The following is a 26465-nucleotide window of genomic DNA, read 5'->3' as shown; positions in this document are numbered from 1 at the left end:
TGATGGGGACATGCGCATCGCCAACACCGTCGTCGACCTCATCGGCAACACCCCGCTGGTGCGGCTGAATCGTGTCGTGGGACCGGAGGCCGGCCTGCTGGCCGCCAAGGTCGAGTACCTCAACCCAGGCGGCAGCGCGAAGGACCGCATCGCGGTCCGCATGGTCGACGCTGCCGAGCAGTCCGGGGCGCTCAAGCCCGGCGGCACGATCATCGAGCCCACCTCCGGCAACACCGGCGTGGGGCTCGCGATCGTGGCCCAGCAACGGGGCTACAGCTGCATCTTCGTGTGCCCCGACAAGGTCAGCGAGGACAAGCGGAACACGATGATGGCCTACGGCGCGAAGGTCGTGGTCTGCCCCACGGCCGTTCCCCCGGAGCACCCCGACAGCTACTACAACGTCTCGGACCGGCTCGTGCGCGAGACCGAGGGCGGCTGGAAGCCCGACCAGTACTCCAACCCGGCCGGCCCGCAGTCGCACTACGAGACGACCGGCCCGGAGATCTGGGCCGACACCGAGGGGCGCGTCACCCACTTCGTCGCCGGCATCGGCACCGGCGGCACGATCAGCGGCGCCGGCAGGTACCTCAAGGAGGTCTCCGAGGGCCGCGTCAAGGTCGTCGGCGTCGACCCGGTGGGATCGGTGTACTCCGGGGGCACCGGCCGGCCCTACCTCGTGGAGGGGGTCGGCGAGGACTTCTGGCCCAGCGCCTACGACCCCGACGTCCCCGACGAGATCATCGCGGTCAGTGACGCCGACTCCTTCGACATGACCCGGCGCCTGGCCCGCGAGGAGGGCCTGCTCGTCGGCGGCTCGTGCGGCATGGCGGCCGTCGCCGCGCAACAGGTGGCCGAGCGCGAGGGCCCGGACGCGGTTGTCGTGGTGCTGCTGCCCGACGGCGGGCGCGGCTATCTGTCGAAGATCTTCAACGACGAGTGGATGAGCTCCTACGGCTTCCTGCGGCAGCCGCTCGACCCCAGCCGCACCGCCGCCCCGACCGTGGGCGACGTGCTGCGCCGCAAGTCCGGCGCCATGCCGGCCCTGGTGCACACCCACCCGCAGGAGACCGTCCGCGACGCGATCAGCATCCTCCACGAGTACGGCGTCTCCCAGATGCCGGTCGTGGGCCCGGAGCCGCCGGTCGTCATCGGCGAGGTCGCCGGCAGCGTCAGCGAGCGCGAGCTGCTGAGCGCGGTGTACGAGGGACGCGCGACCCTGACCGACCCGGTCTCGCAGCACATGGAGACGCCGCTGCCCCTGCTCGGCTCGGGCGAGAGCCTGGACGACGCGCAGGCGCTGCTGTCGGCCAACGACGCGGTGATGGTCATCGAGGACGGCAAGCCGCTGGGCGTCCTGACCCGCCACGACCTGCTGGGAGTACACGTATGACGACCGAGTCCGGCCCCGTGGTCCCCGACCCCGCAAACCCTGACCTTGCGGAGCGCCGCGCCGCCGAGGGCTTCGCCACCCGGGCGATCCACGCCGGCTACACGCCCGATCCCGGCCACGGCGCGGTCAACCCGCCGATCGTGGCGAGCTCGACATTCGCCCAGGACGGCGTCGGTGGCATGCGCGACGGCTACGAGTACGCCCGTACCGGCAATCCGACGCGGACGGCCCTCGAGGGCGCACTGGCCTCGCTCGAGGGCGCGGACCACGGTCGGGCCTTCGCGTCGGGCATGGCGGCCACGGACGCGGCGCTGCGCACGATCCTGCGCCCCGGCGATCACCTGGTGATTCCCGACGACGCCTACGGCGGCACGTTCCGGCTCGTCGACAAGGTGTTCTCGCAGTGGGGCGTCACCTACACCCCGGCGCCCGTGGGCGACCTGGACGCCGTCGCGGCGGCCGTGACCCCGGCGACCAAGGCCATCTGGATCGAGACGCCCACCAACCCGCTGCTGTCGATCGGCGACATCGCCGCGATCTCCGGCATCGCGCAGAATGCCGGCGCGCGGCTCGTGGTCGACAACACGTTCGCCTCGCCGTACCTGCAGCAGCCGCTGGCCCTGGGAGCCGACGTCGTGATCCACTCCACGACCAAGTACCTGGGCGGGCACTCCGACGTGGTCGGTGGCGCGCTCCTGACGTCCGACTCCGAGCTCGACGCCGGATTCGCCTTTCTGCAGAACGGGGCGGGGGCCGTGCCGGGTCCGTTCGACGCCTATCTCACGCTGCGCGGGATCAAGACGCTCGCGGTGCGCATGGAGCAGCACTGCACGAACGCCGAGGCCGTCGTGGACGAGCTGAGTCGTCACCCCAAGATCGCCCATGTGCTCTACCCGGGCCTGGCCGACCACCCCGGGCACGTGGTCGCCGAGCGTCAGATGCGCCGCTTCGGCGGCATGATCTCGATCCGTCTGACCGGGGGCCGACAGGCGGCCCTCGACCTCTGCGAGCGGGTGCGCGTGTTCACGCTGGCCGAGAGCCTGGGCGGCATCGAGTCACTCATCGAGCACCCGGGGGCCATGACCCACGCCTCGACCGCAGGCTCAGCACTGGAGGTCCCCGACGACCTGGTGCGCCTCTCGGTGGGCATCGAGGACGTCGTCGACCTGCTCGCGGACCTGGACCAGGCCCTCGCCTGACCCCCACCCCCGAGGGGGACCGAGGTTGAGGGGTTGTGGTCGCTGAGGCGGCGGCGGTGCGTCGGCGCGACGAGACCTGAGGGGTTGAGGGTGCTCTGGCACCCTCAACCCCTCGGACTCGGTGACCCCACCGCTCAGACTCGGTCGTCGGACAGCAGCTCGGGCTGGGCGAGAGCCTTGGGCTCGACCTCGACCATGCCCGGCGTGCCGATGACCGTGCTCTCGTCGAGCGCGTCGAGCCGGCGTGCCGTGACGAGGACGCGACTCTCGAGCGTGCCCGCGAAGGCGTTGTAGCTCTCGACGGTGCGGCTCAGCGAGCGGCGCAGGGTCTCGGCACGCTCCCCCAGCAGGGCAAGGCGGCCGTACAGCTCCTTGCCCAGCACGAACAGCTGGCGGGCGTCATCGCTGAGCGACTCCTGCTGCCAGGTGAGTGCCACGGTCTTGATGACGGCCCACAGGCTGACCGGCGAGGCCAGGACGATCCGCCGGCCGAAGGCGTGGTCCAGCAGGGACGGGTCCTGCTCGAGCGCCGCCGCCAGCACCGGCTCGCTCGGGATGAACGCGATCGTGAACTCCGGACTGGACTCCAGGCCCGTCCAGTACTGCTTGGCCGCGAGGGCGTCGACGTGCGCCCGGACCGCGCGCGCATGGTCGGCCAGGAGGCGGTCACGATCGGCCCCGCTGGCCGACGCGGACTCCAGGTACGCCGTGAGCGGCACCTTGGCGTCGACCGCCATGGACTTGCCTCCCGGCAGGCGCAGGACCATGTCGGGACGCCGGCGCCCGCTCTCGGCGCTGATCGTGGCCTGGGTGTCGAAGTCGACCCGGTGCAGGAGCCCGGCGGACTCCACCAGGGTGCGCAGCTGGGTCTCGCCCCACACCCCGCGGACGGCGTTGTTGCTCATGGCCGACGCGAGGGCCTCGGCCGCCTCCCGGGACCGCTCGGCGGTGGCCTGGGTGTGCCGGAGCTGCTCGGCGAGCTGGCCGTGCTGCGCGTGCCGCTGCTGCTCGAGGTCGCTGACGGTCTTCTGCATCGTGCGGAGCGTCTCGTGGACCGGCGCCAGGGCCTGCAGCACGAGGCCCTCCTCCCCGTCGGAACGGGCGCCGGCCTGCAGCTGGGCCCGCAGCACCTCGACCTGCTCGCGCAGCGCCGCAGCCGTGGCCGCGGACGACGCTGCCCGGGCCTGGACGAGCAGCACGCCCAGGGCCACGCCGAGGACGACTCCGACACCGATGCCGATCAGGATCTCCATGGCGCCCAGTCTCCGGCCCACCGCCGACAGTTCGCTCCACCGACACGGGGAACAACGCCTGGCACCGTGACGTTGAGCCGGTCGAACCCGCACGGTGTGGGTCACGCCTCGGAAGGAGGAGCACATGACGATCTACATGAAGCCCACCATCACCGAGGAGTCGATCGCCGCGATGGAGGTCTTCGACGCCTTCCGCTACGGCCAGGAGCTGCTGGAGTCCCGCTTCCCCCGCGAGGCCGCGCGGGTCCTGCAGAAGGTCGTCGACGCCGAGCCCGGTCACGCCGGCGCGTGGGAGCTCGTGGGACGCGCGCACTTCGCCGCCGCCCACCTGGAGCCCGCCGAGGAGGCCTTCCGCCGCCTGGTCGAGCTCGAGCCCACCAGCGCCTGGGCGCACACGGCGCTCGGCCTGAGCCTGGACCGGCAGAGCCGTCACCGCGAGGGTGCCGTGCAGCACCGCATCGCGGCGGGCCTCGGTGTCACGGCGGGCGACGCACAGCGGATCGAGCTGGTCGACGCGACCCCCGGCGATCCGATGCCGTGGAGCTGACGACGCTGCTCGACAGCCCGTGGCTCCCGCCCGCGGTGGGCGCGGCCCTCGTGGTCGTGCCCACCGCGTGGCGGTACGCCCGGCACGCGGTCACCCTGGTGCACGAGCTGGGGCACGCCGGTGTCGCGGTGGCGACCGGACGCCGGCTGAGCGGGATCAGCCTGCATGCCGACACCTCCGGGCTCACGGTGTCGCGGGGGAAGCCCCGGGGGCCCGGCATGGTCGCCACTGCTGCGGCCGGATACCTCGCCCCGTCGGTCGTCGGTCTGCTGCTGATCACCGCCGTGCGTCTGGGGTGGGTCACGGAGGCGCTCTGGGTCGCGATCGGGCTCCTGGCCGTGACGCTCGTGTTCATCCGCAACCTGTTCGGTCTCGTCGTCGTGCTGGCGGCCGGCGCCGCGGTCGGCGTGACGGCCTCCCGGGCCGACGCGGACCTCCAGGTGCTGCTCGTCGCGTCCGCCGCCTGGTTCTGGCTGCTCGCGGGGCCGCGCACGGTCGTCGAGCTGTGGGGGCACCGCCGCCGCAGCCGCACCGGCACGAGCGATGCCGACGTCCTGGCCCGGCTCACGCACGTGCCGGCCGCGGTCTGGAATCTCGTCCTGCTGGCCCTGACGTTCGCCGCCCTCTGGCCCGCGGTCGACCGGCTGCTTGACTGATCCCCATGTTCGCGATCACCAGCCAGGCCCAGGACTCACGCGCCAGAGCCGGCGTGATCTCGACCCCCCACGGCGAGATCGCCACGCCCGCCTTCATCCCGGTGGGCACCCGCGCCACGGTCAAGGCCGTGCTGCCGGAGACGATGGCCGACATCGGCGCTCAAGCGCTGCTCGCCAACGCGTACCACCTGTACCTGCAGCCGGGATCGGACCTGATCGACGAGGCCGGCGGCCTGGGTGCGTTCATGAACTGGCGCGGTCCGACCTTCACCGACTCCGGTGGCTTCCAGGTGCTGAGCCTCGGAGCGGGATTCAAGAAGACGCTCGCGATGGACGCGAAGGGCGTGACCTCCGACGACGTCATCGCCGACGGCAAGGACCGGCTCGCGGTCGTCGACGACGACGGCGTGACGTTCAAGAGCCACCTCGACGGCTCGAAGCACCGCTTCACGCCCGAGGTGTCGATGCGGATCCAGCACGAGCTCGGTGCCGACATCATCTTCGCCTTCGACGAGCTCACGACCCTCATGAACACCCGCGGCTACCAGGAGGCCTCGCTCGAACGCACGCAGGCGTGGGCCGTGCGCTGCATCGCCGAGCACCGGCGCCTGACCGAGGAGCGGGCCGGCAAGCCGTACCAGGCGCTGTTCGGTGTCGTGCAGGGCGCGCAGTACGAGGACCTGCGGCGCAAGGCCGCCCGTGACCTGGTCGCGACCGAGGTCGACGGTCAGGGCTTCGACGGATTCGGCATCGGCGGAGCGATCGAGAAGGAGAACCTCGGCACCATCACCGCCTGGGTCACCGACGAGCTGCCCGACGACAAGCCGCGCCACCTGCTGGGCATCGGCGAGCCGGAGGACCTGTTCGCCGCGATCGAGTCCGGCTGCGACACCTTCGACTGCGTCAACCCCTCGCGCGTCGCCCGCACCGCGCGGCTGTACGCCGCCGACGGCTGGTTCAACCTCAAGGTCGCCGCCCACAAGCGCAGCCTGGAGCCCGTCGACGCCGAGTGCGACTGCTACACCTGCCAGCACTACACACGCGCGTACCTGCACCACCTCTACAAGACGGGTGAGTACCTGGCCGCCACGCTCGGCACGATCCACAACGAGCGCTTCATCCTGCGTCTGGTCGACCGCATCCGCGCGAGCCTCGTCGACGGCACGTACGCCGATCTCAAGGCCGACTTCCTGGGCCGCTACGCCCGGAGCTGAGGGCTGACGGACTGACGGACTGAGGGCTGACGGACTGAGCCGACCGTCAGTAGGTGGGCTCGCGGCGCTTGAGCCAGCCGATCACGACCACGGTCAGCGGCATCACGAGCAGCTCCACCGCGACCTTGTAGATCACGCCGACGACGAAGTAGTTCCAGAACACGCCCATCGAGTCGATGCCGATCGCCGTGGCGGCGATCGCGCAGAACAGGAACGTGTCGGCCATCTCGCCGACCCCGGTGGAGGCGGCGAGCCGGCCGACCAGGCCCTTCTCCTTCGTCCGCGCCTTCATGCGCACGAGGACCCACGAGTTCAACAGCTGCCCGGCGACGTAGCCGGTGACGCTCGCGAGCACGATCTGGGCGACCGGTCCGGCCACGGCCTCGAACGCCGCCTGGTTCTCGTAGAAGCTGGCCCCGGGGGCGATCTGGACGAGCCAGAACGTGAAGGCGGCCAGGATCGCCGCAGCGAATCCCATCAGCACCGCGCGCCGGGCGGCCTTGAACCCGTAGACCTCGCTGATCACGTCGCCGACGATGTACGCCAGTGGGAAGAGGAAGGCGCCGCCGTCGGTCACGACGGGCCACAGTTGCAGCGAGCCGATGCTCCACGAGCCCGACCCGAACTCGATGCTCTTGGTCGCGGCGACGTTGGAGACGACGAGGACCACGACGAACAGGGCCAGCAGGACGTCGAAGTGCGACGAACCTCGGGAGGCGAACCGGACGTCAGGTTTTGGTGAGGTTGCCTGAGAACTCATGGGGGCCATCATCGCAGCACGGACGTCGGCCCGGCGCGCAGCGCTCTGACATGATCGGAGCCATGTCCCTGCCGACCCGTACCGACGTGCTCGTGGTGGGCGCCGGGCCCGCCGGATCGGCCGCCGCCGCGTGGGCCGCGCGCGCCGGTCTCGACGTCGTCCTGGCCGATGCCGCCACGTTCCCGCGCGACAAGACGTGCGGCGACGGACTCACCCCGCGCGCGATCGCCGAGCTCGACCGGCTCGGTCTGGGCGACTGGGTGCGCGGACACACGCGCAACCGTGGGCTGCGTGCGGCCGGATTCGGTGTCGAGCTCCTGCTCCCCTGGCCCGGTGGATCGCTGCCCGACCATGGCTCCGCCGTCCCGCGCACCGAGCTCGACGACCGCATCCGCCAGGTCGCGCTCGCGTCCGGGGCCGTGGGTCTGGACCACGCCCGCGCGGTCGATGTCGATCGCGACAGCAGCGGGCGCGTCACGTCGGTCCATCTGCTGACGGGCCCTGATCGCACTCCGCACACGATCTTCTGCGACCGGCTCGTCGTCGCCGACGGCGTGAAGTCCCCGCTCGGCACGGCGCTGGGGCGCCAGTGGCACCGCGACACGGCCTACGGCATCGCCGGGCGCTCGTACGTGAAGTCGACCCGGGCCGACGACCCGTGGATCAGCTCGCACCTGGAGCTGCGCGACGCGCAGGACGAGCTGCTCCCCGGCTACGGCTGGATCTTCCCGCTCGGCGCCGAGCAGGGCGAGGTCAACCTCGGCGTGGGCGCGCTCGCCACGGCCAAGCGTCCTGCGGCCCTGCAGATCCGTCCCCTGATGGAGTACTACGCGACGCTGCGCCGGCACGAGTGGGACCTGGCCGGCGAGCTGCGCGCTCCCACGAGCGCCCTGCTGCCGATGGGCGGGGCCGTCTCGGGGGTCGCCGGTCCCAACTGGATGTTGATCGGCGACGCCGCCGGGTGCGTCAATCCGCTCAACGGCGAGGGCATCGACTACGGGCTCGAGACCGGCCGGCTGGGCGCTGAGCTGATCGCGCAGGAGGCACGCCTCGACCAGGCGTGGCCCCACCTGCTCACGACGCACTACGGCGAGGCGTTCTCGATCGCGCGCCGGTTGGCCGGCCTGCTCACGGTGCCGCGCCTGCTGCCGTTGGCCGGCCCCGTCGGCATGCGGTCTCCGCGTCTGATGACGGTGGCGCTGCGGGTCATGGGCAACCTCGTGACCGAGCAGGACCGTGACCTCACGGCGCGGGTGTGGCGCTGGGCCGGACGCCAGTCGATCCGCATCGACGAGCGCCCGCCCTTCACGGCGTGAAGGACGGGCGCTCGATCGTCGCTCGGTGAGCCTGGCTCAGGGAGCCGGCGGACCGGCCGGCGGGGCCGGCGGCGTCGGGCCGGCCGGCGGCTGACCGCCACCGTTGTTGTTGTTGAAGTCCGGGAGCTTTTCACCGGAGTCCTTGAACCCCAGCGCGGCGAACACCGTGAGGGCGATCGACGTGATGAAGATGGCGTAGCCGGACCAGCCGGGGCCGACGTCGACGCCGAAGCCGCCCGAGTACGTGAACGCGCGCAGGATGAGCAGGAGCGTGCCCAGACCCGCGGCGCCGGCCGCGGCCAGGTTGATCGGCACGCCGGCGGGGATGACCTGCGGCGCGAAGACCTTGACGGCGATCGCGGCGGTGGCCGCCACCAGGAGCAGGACACCGAGCACGGCGAAGCTGTCCCAGGCGCTCGTCCCGGAGGAGAAGTTGACGCCAGCGATGTCGCTGTCGATCGAGGCCGTCACGTAGGACGGGATGAACGAGAGGATGATCGTCAGCCCACCGGCGACGAGGGCGCCCAGGTTGAGCGGATTGATCTTCGAGAGATCCACGGTAGTACCTGATTTCTTCCTGAGAGGAGTAGGTCGGAGCGACAGTACCGCTCCCAGGCGTCGCCGTCACGGGTCTGTCCCCCTCGGACCGACGTGTCGCTGCCGGTCGTTACGGTGGGGCGCGTGCTTCGAATCGCCACCGTCAACGTCAACGGGATCCGCGCCGCCTGGAACAAGAACCGCGGCCAGAGCTCCGGCCTGAAGGAGTTCCTCGCCGAGCGTGAGTGCGACATCGTGACGCTGCAGGAGGTGCGCGCCCCCGACGAGATCGTGCGCGAGCTGCTGGCGGACACCGGCTATCACGTCGCCCACACCGAGGCCGCCGCCAAGGGCCGGGCCGGGGTGGCCGTGCTCAGCCGGTCGGAGGCCACCGACGTGCGCGTCGGTGTCGGCGAAGGCTTCGACGACGCCGGCCGCTGGATCGAGGCCGACGTGCCGCACGGCGACTCGACCGTCACGGTCGTCTCGGCCTACGTCCACTCCGGCGAGGCGGGCACGCCGCGCCAGGAGGAGAAGTACCGGTTCCTCCAGAACATGACCACGCGGCTCGCCGAGCTCGACGCCGCCGGGCACGCGGTCGTCACGGGCGACCTCAACGTCGCGCACACCCCGCTCGACATCCGCAATGCCAAGGGCAACGTCAAGAAGGCCGGCTTCCTGCCCGAGGAGCGGGCCTACTTCGACCAGTTCTTCGGCGAGCTCGGCTGGGTCGACGTCGCCCGGCGACTCGCCGGCGAGGTCGACGGTCCCTACACGTGGTGGTCGATGCGCGGGCAGGCCTTCGACAACGACACCGGCTGGCGCATCGACTACCAGATGGCCACGCCACAGCTCGGCGCGTCCGCCCGCAGCTGCGTCGTCGACCGTGCGGTCAGCTGGGCCGAGCGGTGGTCCGACCACGCCCCGCTCGTGGCCGACTACGACCTCTGAGGTGACCAACCCCACCCCCTGACCTGTGGGCCAGGGGGTGCGACGCGTTCCTTCCCGTGGTTAAGTAGTTGCGTTACGCAACCTTGATCCCCTTCCAGGAGTCGCATGTCCACGCGGTCCTCCCTGACCTCCCAGCCCGCCGCGGTCTACGCGGTCGCCTTCGCCTGCGTCGTGTCCTTCATGGGCATCGGCCTGGTCGACCCGATCCTTCCCGCGCTGCGCGACCAGCTCGACGCCACCGAGAGCCAGGTGACGCTGCTGTTCACGAGCTATCTCGTCGTGACGGCGGTCGCGATGCTCGTGACCGGAGCCATCTCGAGCCGCTTCGGCGCCAAGCGCACCCTCGTGATCGGGCTCGTGCTGATCATCGTGTTCGCTGCCGCGGCCGGCTCCTCCGGATCGATCGAGGCCATCGTGGCCTTTCGTGCCGGCTGGGGCCTGGGCAACGCCCTGTTCATCGCGACGTCGCTCGCGGCGATCGTCTCGAGCGCGAGGGGCGGTTTCGCCGGGGCGATCATCCTCTACGAGGCGGCCCTGGGCCTCGGCATCGCGGCCGGGCCCCTGATCGGTGGCGCACTGGGCAACCTCAGCTGGCGCGGGCCCTTCTACGGCGTCGCAGTCCTCATGAGCATCGCCCTCGTGGCGATCGTCTGGCGACTGCCGGACACCGGTCGCCCCGCGCACAGCTCGTCGATCACCGCTCCCCTGCGCGCCTTGCGCCATCGCGGGCTGCTGACCTTGAGCATCGCGGCCCTGCTCTACAACTGGGGCTTCTTCACGATGCTCGGCTATGCACCGTTCCCGATGGGACTCGGCATCACCCAGCTCGGCCTGGTCTTCTTCGCCTGGGGCCTGCTGGTGGCCTTCTTCTCGGTCGTCGGCGCACCGTGGCTGCAGGACCGCCTCGGCACGGCCCTGACCCTCTACCTGGCGTTCGGTGCGTTCGCCCTCGACCTCGCCGCCATGGCGATCTGGACGACCGACGCCGTGATCATGTCCTGCTGCGTCATCGCCGCCGGCATCGCGATCGGGATCAACAACACCCTGACGACCCAGGCGGTCATGACCGTCTCCCCCGTCGAGCGCTCGGTCGCCTCGGCGTCCTACGGATTCGTGCGCTTCATCGGCGGTGGCCTCGCCCCGTTCGCCGCGGGCCGCATCGTCCAGCACAGCTCGGTGCACGTGCCGTTCGCGATCGCCGCCGTCGCGGTGCTCGCCGCGATCGGCGTGCTCGCCTCGGCGCACCGGACGCTCGCCGAGGCCGACCGCGAGCTGCACCATCCCGGCGCCGACACCGAGTCCGACGTCGCTGAGGAGGTCGCCGACGAGTTCGGCGGCGCGGCGGGCGCCGTCGACGAGATCATCCACACGCGCTGAGCCCCTCTGGCCCAGGACGCGGCTCGGCGCCGACCTCCCCGAGGAGGCCGGCGCCGAGTCGTTCCAGCTGCCCTACTTCTTGTTGAACTTCACCGTCATGTTCGTGCCGTTCTGCTTGGTCACGGTGACCGAGAACCCGGTGGCCGGGAGCTTGACGCCGTGGTTGGGCAGCGAGTCGTAGAAGTACGTGCCGGTGTCGGAGAAGGTGGGCACCGCGGCCTCGCCGCGGATCTTGGACTCCTTGCCATTGGTGTGCAGCGTCAAGGTGTCGGCCTTCTTCTTCGAGAACGGCGCGTCGTACACCTGGATCCGTGCCCGCCACGGCAGGCCCGTCCACAGGTTGATGTCCGGCCGCGGGCGCGAGTCGATGATCAGGTTGCGACCCTCACCCGGATGCTGACTCGTGTTGTTGTCGGCCTGGGAGGTGTCCCAGTACGAGATCAGCAGGCCCTCCTGGTACGGGTAGTGCTCGACCCAGTCGGGCTTGGTGTCGGCGAACCCGAAGTTGTACGGACCCGTCTGCAGGTACTTGTCGTAGTCGACGTACGAGCGGTTGCCCATGATGTAGAAGTGGTCGAAGGTGGCCGTCGTCGACGCGCCCACGGCGCTGAAGCCGTCGCCGGTCCACGCACCGCCCTCCTGCTCGGCCCCGTCGCTGGAGAGCTCCTCCCCGTCGGCGCTGACCACCAGGTCGTCGGCGAAGAAGCCCGCGAGGGCCAGCCCGCCGTCGGTCTTGTAGTGGAACCGCAGCTGGACCGGAGCCCCCGCGTAGGCGTCGAGCGGCACCTCGAGCGCGGCCCAGTCGACCTGCTCGCCGTCGATGCCCGGGCGACCGGACGTGTCGGTGCCGATCGGCTGACCGTCGATCGTGCCGTCGAGCGACGTCCACGTCGCACCGCCGTCGGTCGAGGCCTGCACGTAGAGGTAGTCGTACCCCTCCTCGATCTCGTACCGCACCTGTCCGGCGAGGCTCGCCGTCGCAGCGTCCGTGAGGTCGACCGTGGTGGTCAGGGAGTTCGCCAGGTCGTCACCGGACCCGGAGAAGAACTGCTTCTCCCCCGCGAACGGCGCGCCGTTGTCGGTGGTGACCTCCTTGTCCGGCAGGGGCACGACCGCGGCCTGCGGGCGGTTCGAGTTGTACTCCTGCGGACCGAGGTCCAGCGAGCGCGTGTCGTCGTGCGCCACGACCTCGTAGTCGAGCCAGCCGAGCTCGAGCTTCTCCCAGGCGCCGAAGTCGCCCGGGCGGGTGCCGAGGGGCTCCCCCTCGGCGTTGAGCCGGCTCTGCGCCATCAACGTCCAGTGCTCGTTGTTGTTGTCGCCTCCACCGGAGGTGTCGTACGCGTCGGGCAGACCGAGGTCGTGGCCGTACTCGTGCACGAAGACCGACAGCCCACCGTTCTCGGGCTGGATCGTGTAGTCACCGACCCACACGCCGGTCGAGCCGACCTGCGTGCCGCCGAGCTTGTTGTCGGACGGGCCGGTCAGGCCCGCGTCGGTCAGGAAGGCGTACCAGCGGTGCGACCAGATCGCGTCCTCGCCGTAGGAGGAGTCGCCATCCTCCTCGCCGGGCCCGGCGTGCACGATCTGGAAGTGGTCGATGTAGCCGTCGGGCTCGTCGAACACCCCGTCACCGTCGAAGTCGTAGCGGTCGTAGACGTCGTACTCGGCGATGGTCGCCGCGATCTGTGCGTCGGTCTTCCCCTGGACCTTCTGGTCGGCGACCCAGGCCTCGAGCGCATCGGCCACGAGCTGCCAGGTGTCGGCGTCCTCACGGCCGTAGCGAGCCGTGTTGTAGGGCACCTTGACCCAGTCGGAGACGGTGCCGTCGACGGTGTACCGGCCCGACGACTGCTTCTCGTAGTACGTCTTGACCGACTCGACACCCTCGCCGGTGCCGAAGTACAGGCTCTCGTAGTGCGCCCGGTCGTAGTCGGCCTGCCACACCGTGGTGTTGTCGAGCGAGCGGTCGGGCTCGGCGATCATGTTGTGCCGGGGGCCGTCGAACCTCTCTGGTCCCGGGGTGTTCGGGTCGGTGTCACCGTCGGGATAGTCGGGATGACGCTCGTCGCCGAACTCGGCCAGGATCACGAAGACCTTGTCGGCACGCTCCTGGGCGAGCTCGACGTACTGGGCCTGCTGCGGCTTGGCCTGGGCCGCCTGGCGCTTGGCCTGCGGCGCGGCATCGTTCTGGGCCAGCGCGGCGTCCTGGGGCGCAGCGCCCTCGCCGACCTGCACGACCTCGGACCCCGCAACGGTCTGCGGCTGGAGGTCGCCGCCGACGACCGCGGCCACGGCCTGCTCCCGCAGGGCGGTGCGCTTGTCCTCCAGCGGGTGGGGCAGGTCGGGCTCCGAGGCCCCTTCAGCTGCTGTGGTGACGGGCACGCCGCCACCGGACGGTGTTGCGCTGACCGACGTCGAGCCCAGAGCAGCCATCGAGGCCGTCAGAGCCACACCGGTCGTCGCGATGATGAGTCGCTTCACGAAAACGGTCCCCCCTCGGGATCACGGCGGGGTCCAGGTGGCCCCGCTCGACCGGCACGCCGGAGTGGGGCGTGTCGGCACTCTGGTCAACCTAAGGAGTTCGTGAGGGGAAACGACAGTCTTGACTTTGGTGCCGAGTGACTATACGGACCTAGTTCTTTCGAACTATGTCTGACCGCACCTCAGCCGTTACCCAACTTTCACTTCTGCACGCAGAAACGGGGTGCCGCTCGACACCAGCCGTGCTCTAGGCTGTTCGGCAGTTGCAAGGTTTGAGCGATTGGCCACGATCTCGGGAAGCACCCCTTCGGTCGGTTCGGTGGAACGTGAAAGCTGCGACACCGGGTCGGAAGCGCCGCCCGGAACTCGCTGAAGGAGAGACAAGATGGCCACCGGAACCGTCAAGTGGTTCAACGCTGACAAGGGCTTCGGCTTCATCGCCCCCGACGACGGCGGCGCCGACGTCTTCGCGCACTACAGCGCGATCCAGACGTCCGGCTTCCGTACGCTCAACGAGGAGCAGAAGGTCGAGTTCGACGTCGAGGAGGGCCCGAAGGGCCTCCAGGCTGCGAACGTGCGCGTTCTCTGAGCTCCCCGGAGCAGCACGAAGCCCCCACCCGATCGGGTGGGGGCTTCGTCGTTCCCGGAGCCGCTGCGTGAGCAGCCCTGCGGGTGCTCGAGGTGGGACCGGTTCAGTGACCGCTCTCGTCCCAGGCGTGCTCGCCGAACTCGCCCGGTCGCGCCAGATAGCCCAGGCCGGCGGACGCCGGGGCTGCGGCGGGGGCCAGACGTCGAGCCGGGAACCGGGCCGAGGCGGCAGCCACGGCCGAGCTGTCGAAGTCGAATGAGCTGTCGTCCATGGGATGCTCCTCGGAGGGGGACGATCGGCTGCGAGGCCGCTGGTAAACCTGAGGATACCCTCACGTTCGACGGCAGGCCATCCCTACGCGCCAGTAGTGTTCGCCGACCCGGTCGAGCCGAGGTCCCGCACCTGGAATCTTCTCCGGGCCCGTCCGGTTGACCCCTGTATGAGCACCGTGAACCTGACCCAGGCCACGATCGACGACGCGATCGGCGGCGACGGCATCACCCTCATCGACTGGTGGGCGTCGTGGTGCGGTCCGTGCCGACAGTTCGCCCCCGTCTACGAGGCGGCGAGCGAGCAGCATGCCGACGTGACCTTCGCCAAGATCGACACCGAGGCCGAGCCCCAGCTCGCCGGCGCCGCCCAGATCTCGTCGATCCCGACCATCATGGCGTTCCGCGACGGCGTGCTCGTCTACGCCCAGCCCGGGGCCCTTCCCGCGGCCGGGCTGGAGGACCTGATCCAGCGCGTGCGCGACCTCGACATGGACGACGTTCACCGCCAGATCGCCGAGCGGGCCGAGGCCGAGGGCGCGTCGGCACCGCAGAGCCAGGACTCAGCGCAGGCCTGAGCACGTCGGCCCTCAGGCGCTGATGAAGGACCGCATCCCGATCGAGCCCATGTCGATCTGCTCGTTGAAGAACGACAGGGGCTCGGTCGGGTGCAGCAGTGACAGCGCCGCCACCATGGGCCGGTAGTGGTCGTCGGTCGGCACCGCGACGCGCGCGGTGTCCCACGTGCCGAACGGATCGAGCAGCAGGTCCGTGCGGCCCTCCCGTAGGGCGTCGGCCGTCACGCGGTCGAACTCCACCGCCCAGTCCCAGGCCGGCGCCTGCGGCTCCCACCGGGCCCGACCGAGCGCGTGCACGATGTTGCCGCTGCCGATGAACAGCACGCCGCGATCACGCAGCGCCCGCAGGCGCCCGAACAACGCGTGGAGCTCCGGCAGGGGCATCGCCGCGTCGAGGCTGATCTGCAGGATCGGCACCGCGGGCCGAGGGGCGAGGTGCACCAGCACCGACCACGTGCCGTGGTCCAGCCCCCACTGGGCATCGAGCTGGGCCTCGTACTCCACCAGCTGACGCTGCAGCACCCGCGCGACGGCGGGGTCACCCTCGCTCGGGTACGGCACGGCGAAGAGCTCGTCGGGGAAGCCGCCGAAGTCGTAGATGACCCGGTTGCGGGGGGCGTCGGTGATGTGGGTCGAGCCCGGGGTGAGCCAGTGCGCACTCACCACCACCACGGCCTGCGCCTCGGGCAGCTCCTGGCCCAGTCGGGCCCACTCGCGCGTGAACGCGTTGTCGCTGATGGCGTGCATGGGGTTGCCGTGGCCGACGAACAGCACCGGCATCCGCGGGCTGGGCGTCAGGCGTGCCTCGAGATCGGCGATCGAGTACTGGCGCATGGCGGCTTCCTGACGACCTGCGGTAGTTGACGCTTCAACGATACCATGCAGCCGATCGCCGTTGGGAGCCGTGCGTCAGAATGGTCGGATGGCCACCCGCGACGAGCTGATGCCGCTGCTTCGGCATCCCGTCCGCTTCGAGATCGGCGACGAACCGGCCAAGTCGCACTTCGTGATCGACGCCCCCGACGGCGAGCACCACGTGCCGGCCTTCGACGCTGTCGGCCCGCTGAGCCAAGGCATCCGCCTGGTCGCGGCGCACGCCTCGGTCCGCGCCTGGGCCACCCCCGCGATCATCGCCCTGCGCCTGATGACGACCGGGCACCTGCTCGAGCCGCCGGGCTCCTCGGTCGACCAGCTCCGGGGAGCCGGCGCTGCGATCGGCCCGGATCCGGCCACGGGCCAGAAGGCCGTGTTCGGCTTCCTCGAGGCGCTCGCGGTCGACGCACCGCCGGTCGCCACGACCCCCCAGTCCCCCACCCCACGCACTGTGGCGCCGCGCCAGCCCGAGACGCACTTCTCCTACGCGTTCGAGGTCTCGTTCCTGGAGCAGCCGACCGACACCGATGCGGCGGTCGTGCGCCTGCGGGTGATCCCTCGGGCCCAGGTCTCGGCGCCGTTCGACGCCTCGGAGCTCACGAGCGGCCCCGAGCGGCCCATCGTGGTCGACGCCCGCACGCCGACGCACGAGATGCTCGAGCGCGTGGCCCGGTGGTGGGAGCCTGCCGCCCGGCTCGCGGAGCCTCACTCCCGTGGCGGCGTCACGGTCAGCGCCGACGCCGTCGCCGAGCTCGGCAACGCCCGACTGACGGCCACCCTGCTGGCCAATCGCATCGAGGTCAGATGGCCCGAGTCGCTGGTGCGCCAGCTCGACACCAAGGCCGTGCTGCGGGCCGACGACTCACCGCGGCACGACCGCCCGGCGGCGTTCACCCATCACCAGCTGTTCCACTTCGACTGGCAGGTCGCGGTGGGCAACCAGGTGCTGAGCCAGGCCGAGGTCGAACAGCTGGCTCGCGATCACCGCTCGGTCGTGCGGCTCCGCGACACGTGGGTCATGGTCGACCGCGCCAAGATCGAGCGTGCCCTGCACGGCGAGTCCACCGAGATCCGGGCCGGCGAGGCCCTGCGCGCCGTCGTCACCGGCGAGATGTTCATCGAGGGACGCCGCACCGAGGTCGAGACGATCGGCTGGCTCGACGACGTCCGACGGCGCCTCTCCTCGCTCGACCCGAGCTCGGTGGCGACGCAACAGCCCACCTCCCTGGCCGGCACGTTGCGCGACTACCAGCTCGACGGCGTGCGCTGGATGAGCCAGCTCACCGAGCTCGGCCTCGGCGGCTGCCTCGCCGACGACATGGGTCTGGGCAAGACCGTCATGCTGATCGCGCTGCAGCTGCACCGCGCCGAGCAGGCCGCCGAGCTCGGACTCCCCCACGGGCCGACCCTGGTCGTGTGTCCCGCGTCGGTCATCGGCAACTGGGAGCGCGAGGTCAAGCGATTCGCCCCGGGCGCCGAGGTGCACCGGTTCCACGGCCCGCGCCGTTCGCTCGACACGGTCACGGGCGGCTTCGTGATCACGACCTACGCCACGATGGTCAGCTCTGCCGCCGACCTGGGCGAGATCGGCTGGGACCTCGTCGTCGCCGACGAGGCGCAGAACGTCAAGAACCCGCGCACCAAGGCCGCACGCGTGCTGCGCAGTATCGACGGGCTCGCCCGGCTCGCGCTCACCGGCACCCCGGTCGAGAACCACCTCGGCGAGCTGTGGGCCATCCTCGACTGGACGACGCCGGGCCTGCTCGGTTCGGTCGAGGAGTTCCGCACGGCCTGGTCGCGTCCGATCGAGTCCGGCCGCGAGCCGCAGCGCGCCGCTGAGCTGGCCGAGCTGGTCCAGCCCTTCGTGCTCCGCCGGCGCAAGACCGACCCGGGCATCGCGCCGGAGCTGCCGCCGAAGATCGAGACCGACTACCGCGCCCACCTGACCCGTGAGCAGGTCGGTCTGTACGAGGCCACGGTGCGCGACACGATGGCCGAGATCGAGCAGGCCGAGGGCATGAAGCGCCGCCAGCTCGTCGTCACGATGCTCACCCGCCTCAAGCAGATCTGCAATCACCCGGCCCACTTCCTGCGCCAGGGCGACGGCAAGCTCGACGGACGGTCCGGCAAGCTCAAGGTCTTCACCGACCTGACGGCCGACATCCTCGACGAGGACGGCACGATCCTCGTGTTCACGCAGTACACGCAGATGGGTCACCTGCTCACCCGGCACCTCGCCGACCGCGGCATCGCGCACCGGTTCCTTCACGGCGGCACCGGGATCCGACAGCGCGAGCGGATGGTGCGGGAGTTCCAGGCGGGCGAGTTCGACGTCTTCGTGCTGTCGCTCAAGGCCGCAGGCACGGGCCTCAACCTCACGCGGGCCGACCACGTCGTGCACTTCGATCGCTGGTGGAACCCGGCCGTCGAGGACCAGGCCACCGACCGCGCCCACCGCATCGGGCAGACCCGGGCGGTGCACGTGCACCGCATCGTCACCGAGGGCACGATCGAGGAGTCGATCGCCGAGCTCATCACGGGTAAGCGTGCCCTGGCCGATGCCGTGGTCAATGCCGGCGAGGGCGCGCTCACCGAGCTGAGCGACGCCGATCTGGAACGCCTCGTGCGCCTGCGTCCTGTGGCGAACTGACGCCCGCCACCCTCAGACCGAGGGACCTCGTCGGAACCATCGCGTCCGCGCACGGCCCTGGTCGCCGTGCTCCGCCGCCGGAGTCTCGGCGGGGACGGGCTCCAGGCGACGCCGTCCGTCCGTGGCCACGCCGGAGTCCACCGGCACGGCCGCGCGTCGCTTGCCCGCGTTCATGGTCTCGCTCATGGGTTCTCCTTCCCTGAGTTGAGGCTGATCATCCCGCGCCCCGGGCGCAGTCGCACGTTGTACGGCTCAAGCCGCAGCAGGTAGTGCTGCCGCGAGTCGCTGCACGATCTCGCCGCGGGTCGCCTCGTCGATCGGACCGCCGATACTCATCGCCCGGGTCAGGCCCTCTACGTCGGTCACGACGATTCCCTCCGCTCGCGCCCCATCGGCCGGGACACGACCACCGACGATGCAGATGGCTGGGTGCACCGGTACCCCCGGAACGGCGGCGGTGACAGCGGAGATTTGGCGCCACATGCTCTCGGTAAGCCCCGGTCGCCGGCGACTACCGACGACGATGATGTCGTCCTTCACCGTGACCTGACGTCCTCGGTAGTGCTTCGCATCAACGATCCAGATGCCGCTGTCGAGGACACCGAGGACGTCGATGTCCCCGGCGCGTCGACCCAGACTGCGGTTGAACATCCAGAAGCCTCGCCCGACCGTGGCTCGCACGACCTGGTCGGCGATGAGCTGCTCCCCCTCGGCCCCGACCATGAACGCCCGCGCACTCGGCGCCAGTGGAGCACGCACGCCGAACCATCGCGACCGGACGGGGTGACGCTTCCGGTACTCGGTCTCGGCCTTCGCCTGGCGTCGAGCAAACTCCGCGACCAACGACTGCCCGGGGACGCCTACCTCAATGGGAAGCGGTGGAGGCTGAACAGCCCTGCGCCGTCCTGGAGGGGATACTCCGCCGGTTGGGTCAGTGGTGTCCGCCGGCACGTCAGCGCGCCGACGGCCGACGCCTGGCAGACAGCTCAAGCACACGACCACGCGACGCTCTCGGTCCCAGCCGGCACGTGACCCACGGGGCGTCGCTGCACCGCACCCGCACCGATCGTCTCGGCGCATGTTCATGATCTTGATGTCGCTCATCGGGTCTCCCTCCCTTGGCGTGCGCCGATCATGCAACAAACGAGGGTCAATGCGCTGCTCGACGCCCTACACTCGCGGGGGCTGTCGATCAGATGAGGTGCGCATGAGCCTGTTGCCGTCATGGCGTCCGGGACCGGTGGGACTGCTCTGGGAGCTCGTCGGGATGCCAGTTGCGTTCGCGAAGCTGGCGGCCGGGCTCGACGACCTCGCGCGGGAGTCACCCCGGGGCGACGGCCACATGGTGCTGGTGCTGCCCGGGTTCACCGCCACCGATCACACGACCCTGCCGATGCGGCACTTCTTGGAGGACCTCGGATATCGCACCTCGGGATGGAATCTCGGGTGGAACCTGGGGATCACCGCCGGCGACGAGGAGAAGCTCGAGGCACACATCGCCGAGCTGGCAGTCGATGGCCCCATCACGCTGGTGGGCTGGAGCCTGGGAGGCGTCTACGCGCGCGAGGCGGCACGTCGCCATCCCGAGCACGTGCGCGACGTCGTGACGATGGGCACGCCGATCCGTGGACGCGAGGGCACCGAGTGGATCGTGCGGTGGTTCCGCCTCCTGAACCCCGAGGCCGCCGACGATCTCACGCCGGAGGGCGCGGAGCGCCATGCCCAGCCGCTCACGATGCCGATGACGGCGATCTGGTCGCCGATCGACGGCGTGGTGTCAGGGCCGGCCTGCCGCGTGCGGGAGGAGGACGAGGGCCCGTGGGCGCAGAACGTCCGGGTCGACTCGGCGCACCTCGCGATGGGGTTCAACCTCGACGTGCTGCGGGCTCTGGCCCAGGCGCTCGCGGAGCACCGCGCTGCGGCCGCAGCCTGAACGACGCGAATCTCGCCCAGCGCCGCAGACCGGTCGGGTCACGCAGCGTCGCGCGCGTCGTAGACGGCCTGGCGCGCCTCGTAGAACGCGCAGGCGATCTCGCGAAAGTCGATCAGGTCGCGGCGGCGCAGATGATCCAGGAGGCGCCCCGCGAGCGCGATCTGGGCCCGGCGCTCCGACGGCACGGGTGACAACCACTCCGGCTCCAGGAAACCCGGCAGGCAAAAGACCAGGCCCTCCAGGCCGAACAGGCGCAGCACAGCGCCCTTCGGGGCGAACTGCCGCTCTGCCTGGAGCAGGGCGGCGTAGTGCGGGCCGATCCAGGGCGTGGCGTCGACGGTGTGGAGGTAGTCGTCGAGTCGGGCGACCACCTGCGAGTAGGTGCGGACCGTGCGTGGCGTGACACGGGCCGCCTCGATCGCGAAGAACCGTTCGACGATGTCGATCGGCTCCAGCTGCGGCGACCCGCCGGGGCGCCGGCCGCCGTTGTCAGTCTGGCCGTCATCGATCATGAGGGTCCTCTCGTTCGGTTCCAGGTGGGTCCGAACGCTAGGTGCCAGCACTGACACGTGGCACAGCCCCGGCTCCACGGGGAGCCGGGGCTGTGGACAGATCGAGGCTCAGTCGTCGACGACGGAGACCTCGACCTCGATGTTGCCGCGCGTGGCGTTCGAGTACGGGCAGACCTGGTGGGCCTTGTCGGCCAGCGCCTGCGCCTCGTCGTGGGGCAGGTCGGGGATGACGACCTCGAGCTTCACGGCGAGCTGGAAGCCGCCCTGGCCGTCGGAGCCGATCGAGACCTTCGCCCCGACCGTGGAGTCGCCCAGCTCGGCCTTCTCGGCGCGGGCCACCGCCTGCAGGGCGCCGTGGAAGCAGGCCGAGTAGCCGGCGGCGAACAGCAGCTCCGGGTTGGCCGCGCCGCCCGCGCCGCCCATGTCCTTCGGGACGGCGAGGTCGAGGTCGAGCTGGCCGTCGCTCGTGCGCACGTGGCCGTCGCGGCCGCCGCCCGTCGCGAGAGCTTCGGCGGTGTAGAGGGCATCCATGGTGATCTCCTTGATGTTGGTGGTCTGGTGAGTCGTGCAGATTCGGATCAGGACCGAACCGGTTCGAGGTGCGCCACTCGGCGGGCGAGCGCGCGCAGTGCGGTGAACTCCTCGGCGTCGAGGTCGATCGCGTCGACCACGCACTGCTGGAGGCGTCCGACTTCGGCGCTCATGTCGCGGCCGGCGCCGGTGAGGTACACGTGGACGCGCCGCTCGTCCTCAGTGGACGCGCGGCGCTCGACGAGCCCCTGCAGATCAAGTCGCTTGAGCAGTGGCGAGAGCGTGCCGGAGTCGAGACTGAGGCGCTCCCCCAGCTCCGAGACCGTGATGCCATCGCTCTCCCACAGCACCATCAGCGCGAGGTACTGCGGGTAGGTGATGCCGAGCTCGGTGAGCGTGCCGCGATACGCCGTCGTCAGACGGCGCGACGCCGCGTACAGCGCGAAGCACAGCTGGTCGTCGAGGCGTGCCGTGGTCATGGGACAAAGCATTGCACACAACTCAGTTGGACACAATCGATTCTCGGAGGTCCCGATGCTCGCCCTGCGCCTGCGAAGGCCACCTCCATCGAGCGCTCTGATTCCTACCAAGGGCGACGCAACCGCGGTGGCCAGTGACAAGCTACGCCTGTGATCACCTATGTCCGGCACGTGAGAAGTGCACTCACGCCGGAAGAGGTGGCAGAAGTGGCGCTCGTCGACGGAATCGCTACTCGCCTTCGCTCAGCGATGGCCGATCGACGACAGGAGCTTGCGTTGGCTCACGTCCACGGCGCGTCGAGCAGCGCGATCCAGACCTTGGTGTCCGAGATCCTTCGCGCAGAGCTGGCCTTCGATGAGGAGGTTGTACTTCGACCCGAAGATCAGTTCGTCACCCAAGCCCGTCCCGACTTCTTCTACGACCTGGGCGGCGGGCGCGGAATCCTCGCCGAGGTTGAACGGGGAGGGACCACGACCAACAACCACGATCTGAAGGATCTGTGGAAAGCGCACCTCGCCCCGAACGCACATCACCTTTTCCTCATCGTCCCTCAGTCCAATTGGAAGCCAGATGGGAGTGCGAGGGAGAAGCCGTTTCCGATCGTCGCGCGGCGACTCGGATCCTTCTTCGGCAATCCGCGACGCGAGATCGACGTCGTCAGCCTGCACGTGTACGGGTACTGACGACGAAGGGCCCCACCGCACTGGTGGGGCCCTTCGTCGCTGCTAGATCAGCTGCAGCCGCTGGTGGAGCCGCAGCCCTCGCACACGTGGCACGAGCCGGCGGGGCGCATCTTGGTGCCGCAGGTCATGCACAGGGGCGAGTCGACCGCGGAGCCCGTGATGGCCTCGAGCAGCTCGGCCGAGGTGTGGGCCTGCGACGGTGCCGCCTTGGCGGTCTCCTCGACGACGTCCTCGGCAGCCGGGGCGGCCTCGGCCTTCGGCAGCGTCTCGACGGGGGTCTCGACCAGCTCGGCGGCGGTGGAACCGTCGTTGATGGGCTGGTAGGAACCGGTGTCGAGGTGACGCTGACGCTCCTCGGCCGAGAAGATCCCGAGCGCGGAACGGGTGTCGAAGTCCAGGTAGTCCAGCGCGAGGCGACGGAACACGTAGTCCATGATCGACTGCGCCATCCGAACGTCGGAGTCGTCGGTGAGACCGGCCGGCTCGAACTTCAGGTTGGTGAACTTGCTGACGAAGGTCTCCAGCGGCACGCCGTACTGCAGGCCGATCGAGGTCGCGATGCTGAAGGCGTCCATGACACCGGCCAGCGTCGAACCCTGCTTGCCGAGCTTGAGGAAGACCTCGCCCAGCTCGCCACTCTCGTGCGCACCCGAGGTCATGTAGCCCTCGGCACCGCCCACGGAGAAGCTCGTGGTGATCGACGCGCGCGACTTCGGGAGGCGGCGACGGATCGGCTTCTCGACGACGACCGTCTTGACCTGCGTGGCGGACTCGGCCGACGCGCTGGTCTTGTCGTCCTGCGACTTCTGGCTCGACAGCGGCTGACCGACCTTGCAGTTGTCGCGGTAGACCGCGAGCGCCTTCAGGCCGAGCTTCCAGCCCTGGTAGTAGACGTCGGCGATCTCCTCGACCGTGGACGACTCGGGCATGTTGACCGTCTTGGAGATGGCGCCCGACAGGAACGGCTGGGCCGCGGCCATCATGCGCACGTGACCCATGGGCTTGATGGCCCGCTCGCCGACCGCGCAGTCGAAGACCTCGTAGTGCTCGGGCTTCAGGCCGGGCGCGTCGATGACGTGGCCGTGCTCGGCGATGAACTCGACGATCGCCTCGATGGTCTCGCCGGTGTAGCCGAGCTTGGTCAGCGCGGCCGGGACGGTCTGGTTGACGACCTGCATGGAGCCGCCACCGACGAGCTTCTTGAACTTGACCAGCGAGAAGTCCGGCTCGATGCCGGTCGTGTCGCAGTCCATCATGAAGCCGATCGTGCCGGTGGGCGCGAGCACGGACGCCTGGGCGTTGCGCCAGCCGTTCTTCTCACCGATCTTGAGGTTGTCGGCCCACTGCTTGGTGGCCTCACGGTGCACCGCGATGTCCATCGTGTGCATCGTGCGGATGTCGTCGTTGGCGGCCAGGTGCTTGCGCATGACCCGCGTGTGCGGGGCGGCGTTCTGCGCGTAGCCGTCGTACGCGCCGACGATGCCGGCCAGCTCGGCCGAGCGGCGGTACGAGGTGCCGGTCATGAGCGAGGTGATCGAGCCGGCCAGCGCGCGGCCGCCGTCGGAGTCGTACGCCAGGCCCGAGGCCATCAGCAGCGCGCCGAGGTTGGCGTAGCCGATGCCGAGCTGGCGGTAGGCCCGCGTGGTCTCCCCGATCGGGTCGGTCGGGAAGTCGGCGAAGCAGATCGAGATGTCCATCGCCGTGATGATGAGCTCGACGCTCTTGACGAACTTCTCGACCTCGAAGGACCCGTCCTGACCCAGGAACTTCATCAGGTTGAGGCTGGCGAGGTTGCAGCTGGAGTTGTCCAGGTGCATGTACTCCGAGCACGGGTTGGAGGCCGTGATGCGGCCCGCCTCCGGCGTGGTGTGCCAGTCGTTGATCGTGGAGTCGTACTGGATGCCCGGGTCGGCGCACGCCCACGCGGCCTTGGCGATCTTGTCCCACAGCTCGTTCGCGTCGACCTGCTCGATGACCTCACCGGTCATGCGGCCGCGCAGGCCGAAGTCGGTCTTCTCCTCGACCGCGCGCATGAACTCGTCGCTGACGCGCACCGAGTTGTTGGCGTTCTGGTACTGCACCGAGGTGATGTCGGAGCCGCCGAGGTCCATGTCGAAGCCGGCGTCGCGCAGGACGCGGATCTTCTCCTCCTCCTTCTCCTTGGTCTCGACGAACTCGACGATGTCGGGGTGGTCGACGTCGAGCACGACCATCTTGGCCGCGCGGCGCGTCGCGCCACCGGACTTGATGGTGCCGGCCGAGGCGTCGGCGCCGCGCATGAACGAGACCGGGCCCGAGGCAGTGCCGCCCGAGGAGCGGAGCAGCTCCTTGCTGGAACGGATGCGCGAGAGATTGAGGCCGGCGCCGGATCCACCCTTGAAGATCAGGCCCTCCTCGCGGTACCAGTTGAGGATCGAGTCCATCGAGTCGTCGACGGCCAGGATGAAGCAGGCGCTGACCTGCTGCGGGCTGGACGTGCCGACGTTGAACCACACGGGGCTGTTGAAGCTGAACACCTGGTGCAGCAGCATGTGCGTGAGCTCGTGCTCGAAGATCTCGGCGTCGGCGGCGGTGGCGAAGTAGCCGAAGTCCTTGCCGGCCTTGACGTAGGTGAGCACGACGCGGTCCAGGAGCTGCTTGAGGCTCTGCTCACGCTCGGCCGAGCCGACCGCGCCACGGAAGTACTTGGTGGTGACGATCGTGGAGGCGTTGACGCTCCAGAAGTCGGGGAACTCGACGCCGCGCTGCTCGAAGACGCTCTCGCCGGTCTTCCAGTTGGTCTGGACGACATCGCGGCGCTCCCAGGTGACGGCGTCGTACGGGTGCACGCCCTCGGTGGTGTAGACGCGCTCGACCTTCAGGCCGGAACCGGCCTTGGAGGCGCTCTTGCGGGACGAACCGGTGGGTCCGCTGACGGTCTCCGTCATGGGGGTGCTCCTGTTGCTCAAAAGGGTTTGACTGCTGCTGACTGCGGTGCTGCTGTGCGGGTCGTGCGGTGGTGCTGAAGCGTTCTCGGGCTCGCAGCCGTGGCTCACGGCGACGGACCCCGGACGTGCGGGACGTGCTGACTACGACGAGGACGTACGGGTGGCGGCTTCCTCGGCGAGCTCGCCGTCGGCCGATCGGGACATGAGGCTGGCGATCTCCGCGGCGAAGTCGTCGGCGGAGTCGAAGGCCTTGTAGACGCTGGCGAAGCGCAGGTACGCGACCTCGTCGAGCTCCTTGAGCGGCTCCAGGACCGCGAGCCCGACCTGGTGGGCCTCGATCTCGGCGCAACCGGACGAGCGCAGCGTGTCCTCGACGCGCTGACCCAGCCGAGCGAGGTCGTCGTCGGAGACGGGCCGACCCTTGCAGGCCTTGCGCACGCCGGCCACGGCCTTCTCACGGGCGAAGGGCTCGGTGGCCCCCGACCGCTTGACGACCATGAGCTGCATCTGCTCGATCGTGGTGAAGCGCTTCTCGCAAGACGAGCAGGTGCGACGCCGGCGGATCGAGCCGCCCTCGTCGGCGACCCGACTGTCGAGAACGCGGGTGTCGGTGTTCTTGCAGAACGGACAGTGCATGTCGGGCCTCCTTGGAGAGTTGGGGGATGAACCTGGGGAGAAACTGTGGACCGAGGCCCTGATCGTGTGGGTAACACCGCCGAAGCTGTGCACCTAGATGTGGAGAACTACACACGTGTAAGT

The 26465-nt window shown here is 69.9% G+C and carries 26 protein-coding genes; 13 read left to right on the top strand and 13 right to left on the bottom strand.

The genetic code is table 11. The features are described 5' to 3' along the window. Window positions 1-10 precede the first annotated feature (10 nt). On the top strand, window positions 11-1390 hold the full coding sequence (locus KAG51_RS03160) for a cystathionine beta-synthase (RefSeq protein WP_290580534.1): 1380 nt from the start codon (window positions 11-13) through the stop codon (window positions 1388-1390). Continuing rightward, window positions 1387-2589 (top strand): cystathionine gamma-synthase, encoded by a 1203-nt coding sequence (locus KAG51_RS03155; protein WP_290580533.1) that lies wholly within the window; start codon window positions 1387-1389, stop codon window positions 2587-2589. Before KAG51_RS03160 ends, KAG51_RS03155 begins: the two co-directional genes overlap by 4 nt. A 134-nt stretch (window positions 2590-2723) precedes the next feature. On the opposite strand, the gene KAG51_RS03150 is transcribed toward KAG51_RS03155, so the two are convergent. After that, the gene (locus tag KAG51_RS03150) at window positions 2724-3842 is read right to left on the bottom strand and encodes a DNA recombination protein RmuC (protein WP_290580532.1); all 1119 of its coding nucleotides are present in this window, start codon (window positions 3840-3842) and stop codon (window positions 2724-2726) included. Between the two features lie 124 nt (window positions 3843-3966). Between KAG51_RS03150 and KAG51_RS03145 the strand changes: the two genes are divergently transcribed. Genes KAG51_RS03145 through tgt form a run of 3 tightly spaced genes read left to right on the top strand, consistent with a single transcriptional unit; the run spans window position 3967 to window position 6259 of the window. Next, window positions 3967-4389: a tetratricopeptide repeat protein gene (locus KAG51_RS03145; protein ID WP_290580530.1), complete on the top strand. Its 423-nt coding sequence runs from the start codon at window positions 3967-3969 to the stop codon at window positions 4387-4389. Beyond that, on the top strand, window positions 4380-5045 hold the full coding sequence (locus KAG51_RS03140; protein WP_290580528.1) for a M50 family metallopeptidase: 666 nt from the start codon (window positions 4380-4382) through the stop codon (window positions 5043-5045). The genes KAG51_RS03145 and KAG51_RS03140 overlap by 10 nt, the downstream gene beginning before the upstream one ends. Then, entirely contained in the window at window positions 5042-6259 is a 1218-nt protein-coding gene (gene tgt / locus KAG51_RS03135) for a tRNA guanosine(34) transglycosylase Tgt (RefSeq protein ID WP_290581243.1), read from the top strand. The genes KAG51_RS03140 and tgt overlap by 4 nt, the downstream gene beginning before the upstream one ends. A gap of 46 nt (window positions 6260-6305) precedes the next feature. Here tgt and KAG51_RS03130 read toward each other — a convergent pair whose 3' ends face one another. Next, window positions 6306-7019 carry a queuosine precursor transporter gene (locus tag KAG51_RS03130; protein ID WP_290580526.1) on the bottom strand — a complete coding sequence of 238 codons (714 nt, stop codon included), beginning with the start codon at window positions 7017-7019 and terminating at the stop codon, window positions 6306-6308. A gap of 62 nt (window positions 7020-7081) precedes the next feature. On the opposite strand from KAG51_RS03130, the gene KAG51_RS03125 reads away from it, so the two are divergent. After that, window positions 7082-8335 carry a geranylgeranyl reductase family protein gene (locus KAG51_RS03125; protein ID WP_290580524.1) on the top strand — a complete coding sequence of 418 codons (1254 nt, stop codon included), beginning with the start codon at window positions 7082-7084 and terminating at the stop codon, window positions 8333-8335. A gap of 36 nt (window positions 8336-8371) precedes the next feature. Here the strand turns inward: KAG51_RS03125 and KAG51_RS03120 are convergent, their stop codons facing one another. Then, window positions 8372-8893, bottom strand: coding sequence for a hypothetical protein (locus KAG51_RS03120; protein WP_290580522.1), 522 nt, complete (start codon window positions 8891-8893; stop codon window positions 8372-8374). A 123-nt stretch (window positions 8894-9016) separates the two neighbouring features. On the opposite strand from KAG51_RS03120, the gene KAG51_RS03115 reads away from it, so the two are divergent. After that, complete coding sequence (locus KAG51_RS03115; RefSeq protein WP_290580520.1) at window positions 9017-9823, top strand: exodeoxyribonuclease III; 807 nt, start codon at window positions 9017-9019, stop codon at window positions 9821-9823. 105 nt (window positions 9824-9928) lie between these two features. Further along, window positions 9929-11200 (top strand): MFS transporter, encoded by a 1272-nt coding sequence (locus KAG51_RS03110; protein WP_290580518.1) that lies wholly within the window; start codon window positions 9929-9931, stop codon window positions 11198-11200. Window positions 11201-11272: 72 nt separating this feature from the next. Here KAG51_RS03110 and KAG51_RS03105 read toward each other — a convergent pair whose 3' ends face one another. Then, window positions 11273-13681, bottom strand: coding sequence for an immune inhibitor A domain-containing protein (locus tag KAG51_RS03105; protein ID WP_290580516.1), 2409 nt, complete (start codon window positions 13679-13681; stop codon window positions 11273-11275). A gap of 385 nt (window positions 13682-14066) precedes the next feature. Here KAG51_RS03105 and KAG51_RS03100 point away from each other — a divergent pair, with 385 nt between their 5' ends. Further along, window positions 14067-14270: a cold-shock protein gene (locus tag KAG51_RS03100; RefSeq protein ID WP_290580514.1), complete on the top strand. Its 204-nt coding sequence runs from the start codon at window positions 14067-14069 to the stop codon at window positions 14268-14270. Between the two features lie 103 nt (window positions 14271-14373). On the opposite strand, the gene KAG51_RS03095 is transcribed toward KAG51_RS03100, so the two are convergent. Beyond that, window positions 14374-14541 carry a hypothetical protein gene (locus KAG51_RS03095; RefSeq protein WP_290580512.1) on the bottom strand — a complete coding sequence of 56 codons (168 nt, stop codon included), beginning with the start codon at window positions 14539-14541 and terminating at the stop codon, window positions 14374-14376. A gap of 168 nt (window positions 14542-14709) precedes the next feature. Between KAG51_RS03095 and KAG51_RS03090 the strand changes: the two genes are divergently transcribed. Then, window positions 14710-15117 (top strand): thioredoxin domain-containing protein, encoded by a 408-nt coding sequence (locus KAG51_RS03090; RefSeq protein WP_290580510.1) that lies wholly within the window; start codon window positions 14710-14712, stop codon window positions 15115-15117. Window positions 15118-15129: 12 nt separating this feature from the next. On the opposite strand, the gene KAG51_RS03085 is transcribed toward KAG51_RS03090, so the two are convergent. After that, entirely contained in the window at window positions 15130-15951 is an 822-nt protein-coding gene (locus tag KAG51_RS03085) for a class III extradiol ring-cleavage dioxygenase (protein WP_290580508.1), read from the bottom strand. An 88-nt stretch (window positions 15952-16039) separates the two neighbouring features. Between KAG51_RS03085 and KAG51_RS03080 the strand changes: the two genes are divergently transcribed. After that, entirely contained in the window at window positions 16040-18640 is a 2601-nt protein-coding gene (locus tag KAG51_RS03080) for a DEAD/DEAH box helicase (RefSeq protein ID WP_290580506.1), read from the top strand. 12 nt (window positions 18641-18652) lie between these two features. Here the strand turns inward: KAG51_RS03080 and KAG51_RS03075 are convergent, their stop codons facing one another. Both KAG51_RS03075 and KAG51_RS03070 read right to left on the bottom strand, forming a co-directional pair. Beyond that, window positions 18653-18826, bottom strand: coding sequence for a hypothetical protein (locus tag KAG51_RS03075; protein WP_290580504.1), 174 nt, complete (start codon window positions 18824-18826; stop codon window positions 18653-18655). Between the two features lie 66 nt (window positions 18827-18892). Continuing rightward, entirely contained in the window at window positions 18893-19399 is a 507-nt protein-coding gene (locus KAG51_RS03070; protein WP_290580502.1) for a nuclease-related domain-containing protein, read from the bottom strand. 448 nt (window positions 19400-19847) lie between these two features. Here KAG51_RS03070 and KAG51_RS03065 point away from each other — a divergent pair, with 448 nt between their 5' ends. Then, complete coding sequence (locus KAG51_RS03065; protein ID WP_290580500.1) at window positions 19848-20573, top strand: alpha/beta hydrolase; 726 nt, start codon at window positions 19848-19850, stop codon at window positions 20571-20573. A gap of 38 nt (window positions 20574-20611) precedes the next feature. Here KAG51_RS03065 and KAG51_RS03060 read toward each other — a convergent pair whose 3' ends face one another. The 3 genes from KAG51_RS03060 to KAG51_RS03050 form a co-directional block, all read right to left on the bottom strand. Then, window positions 20612-21085, bottom strand: coding sequence for a hypothetical protein (locus KAG51_RS03060; RefSeq protein ID WP_290580498.1), 474 nt, complete (start codon window positions 21083-21085; stop codon window positions 20612-20614). A 108-nt stretch (window positions 21086-21193) separates the two neighbouring features. Next, window positions 21194-21616: an organic hydroperoxide resistance protein gene (locus KAG51_RS03055; RefSeq protein ID WP_290580496.1), complete on the bottom strand. Its 423-nt coding sequence runs from the start codon at window positions 21614-21616 to the stop codon at window positions 21194-21196. 47 nt (window positions 21617-21663) lie between these two features. Further along, window positions 21664-22095 (bottom strand): MarR family transcriptional regulator, encoded by a 432-nt coding sequence (locus KAG51_RS03050; protein WP_290580494.1) that lies wholly within the window; start codon window positions 22093-22095, stop codon window positions 21664-21666. Between the two features lie 150 nt (window positions 22096-22245). On the opposite strand from KAG51_RS03050, the gene KAG51_RS03045 reads away from it, so the two are divergent. Further along, window positions 22246-22779: a hypothetical protein gene (locus tag KAG51_RS03045; RefSeq protein WP_290580492.1), complete on the top strand. Its 534-nt coding sequence runs from the start codon at window positions 22246-22248 to the stop codon at window positions 22777-22779. A 47-nt stretch (window positions 22780-22826) separates the two neighbouring features. Here KAG51_RS03045 and KAG51_RS03040 read toward each other — a convergent pair whose 3' ends face one another. Beyond that, the gene (locus tag KAG51_RS03040; RefSeq protein ID WP_290580490.1) at window positions 22827-25706 is read right to left on the bottom strand and encodes a vitamin B12-dependent ribonucleotide reductase; all 2880 of its coding nucleotides are present in this window, start codon (window positions 25704-25706) and stop codon (window positions 22827-22829) included. A 141-nt stretch (window positions 25707-25847) separates the two neighbouring features. Continuing rightward, entirely contained in the window at window positions 25848-26342 is a 495-nt protein-coding gene (gene nrdR, locus KAG51_RS03035; protein WP_290580488.1) for a transcriptional regulator NrdR, read from the bottom strand. Window positions 26343-26465: the final 123 nt, after the last annotated feature.

Source organism: Aeromicrobium sp. (genome assembly GCF_023146395.1).
GTDB lineage: Bacteria > Actinomycetota > Actinomycetes > Propionibacteriales > Nocardioidaceae > Aeromicrobium.
Note: the sequence above shows the minus strand (reverse complement) of the source record. Positions and strands in the feature narration are given on the sequence as shown.